This window comes from Candidatus Atribacteria bacterium (genome assembly GCA_011056645.1).
GTDB lineage: Bacteria > Atribacterota > Phoenicimicrobiia > Phoenicimicrobiales > Phoenicimicrobiaceae > Sediminicultor > Sediminicultor quartus.
Genome location: DSEL01000040.1, coordinates 1 through 1,600, shown reverse-complemented (window position 1 = coordinate 1,600; position 1,600 = coordinate 1). Strand labels below are relative to the sequence as shown.

Annotated in this window: 3 protein-coding genes; 2 read left to right on the top strand and 1 reads right to left on the bottom strand. The window is 30.8% G+C overall.

The genetic code is table 11. The annotated features are described in order from the left end of the window. Window positions 1-159 precede the first annotated feature (159 nt). Together rsfS and ENO17_01580 are read left to right on the top strand one after the other, a co-directional pair. Window positions 160-537, top strand: a complete 378-nt coding sequence (gene rsfS / locus ENO17_01585) for a ribosome silencing factor (protein HER23737.1) — start codon at window positions 160-162, stop codon at window positions 535-537. Then, window positions 537-908 carry a hypothetical protein gene (locus ENO17_01580; GenBank protein HER23736.1) on the top strand — a complete coding sequence of 124 codons (372 nt, stop codon included), beginning with the start codon at window positions 537-539 and terminating at the stop codon, window positions 906-908. Before rsfS ends, ENO17_01580 begins: the two co-directional genes overlap by 1 nt. Before the next feature lie 21 nt (window positions 909-929). On the opposite strand, the gene ENO17_01575 is transcribed toward ENO17_01580, so the two are convergent. Then, window positions 930-1,600 (bottom strand): flippase-like domain-containing protein (locus tag ENO17_01575; GenBank protein ID HER23735.1); only part of this gene is annotated, 671 nt, incomplete at its 5' end.

Sequence of the window (1,600 nt, the reverse complement as noted above, 5' to 3'; positions counted from 1 at the left end):
GTTATATTGTTTCTTAGTTAAGAGAATCAATATTTCTCACAATTAGCAGCTTATTATATATTAATATTTGCCTAACGCGATTTGTGACATGCCCCCGACTATTTAAACAATTAATCAAATAAAAAGATAACTATCTAATCAAAAAAAAGAGGTGATGTTTTGAATAAAAAATCATTAACTATTGCAAAATTAGCTGCCGCTGCTGCCGAAGATAAGAAAGCAGAAGACACCGTTATATTAAGCCTAAGTAAATTAACTTTAATTGCCGATTATTTTGTAATTACCAGCGGAAATTCAGAACCTCAGTTAAAATCTATTAGTAATTTTATTATTAGGAAATTAAAAGAGAATCAAATCAAATTATTACATTACGAAGGTAAACCGGAAACGGGATGGATATTATTGGACTATAGTGATGTGATAGTACATGTATTTTCTAAAGAGAAAAGGAATTTTTATGACCTGGAATATATTTGGCAGGAAGCAAAGAAAATTCGTTTATTAAAAAGAAAAAAAATATTAAAGGAGGGAAAGTAATGAGTGCAAGCGAAGAAGGCAAAGGAAATTGGCTTTTCGGATTAATAATATTAGCGGTTGGTATCATATTTATCGTTGAGAATTTTACTGATTTAGATATATGGGGAAGAGTATGGAATCTGTGGCCGATAATTTTACTCATCTGGGGCATCAAAGAAATTTGGCAAAATAAATCTATTTTTTTTGGAGTAATTTTAATCGCAATAGGAAGTATTTTTTTAGCAAAATATTTTTTCAGCTTTGAAGTATCAGAAAATGTCTGGAAATATTGGCCAATATTGATTATTGCCCTGGGTATTGATCAAATTTTTAAATCTTTGGGGGGAGCTAGAGCAAGAACCAAGAGGAAAGTAAAAGAAGAAGAAATATAGCTAATTCTGTTCTATTTTTTGTTATTGAGGTTGTTTCTTATTTTTTATCCTTTTAATTTCTATCAAAAGGACTATGGCTCCGATGCACAAATTAAAGTAAAAGACTACAAATCTCCAGATCCCTACAAAAAGACCTAAAAGGTGAAGGGGGATAAAGAAAGAAAATAAAGAGGCAAAACCTACCTCTGCTGTTCCGCTGCCACCCGGGGTAGGCATAAAAGGTAAAATAAAATAGAATATCACTTGCACTACCAATATATGCAAGAAATTAAAATGTTGGTTAAATCCCCAAAGAAGAAGAGGGGCTACTAAGAAAAATATGCCCCAAAATATAATGGTATAAAAAGTAGATAATAGCAGTTTAATCCAATTTTCTTTTAGAAGAGAAAAACTTTTATGGAATTCTTTAATCTCCAGGATTACTCTATTGAATAAGTAGGATATTTGTTCTTTTCTGGAAAACTTTACAATACAGGGTAAATGTTGAATTTTAGAAATTATTCCTAACATCTTTTCGGGGTATTTTACTGCTAAGATAAACAGAAAAAGAAAAAAAAGGGAGAACAAAATAGCTCCGTTGATAAGGATTGCAGAAAGAATAGTATAATGAGTCATGGTTCTTTTAAAGCCGAAAAAGATGATAGGAGTGAAAATAGAAAATACTAAAGTTTTGATCAGAGGCATAATAGTAG

Excerpts from the sequence above, each read along its gene's own strand:
- ENO17_01580 (HER23736.1), top strand. The coding sequence starts at position 537 with ATGAGTGCAAGCGAAGAAGGCAAAGGAAATTGGCTTTTCGGATTAATA.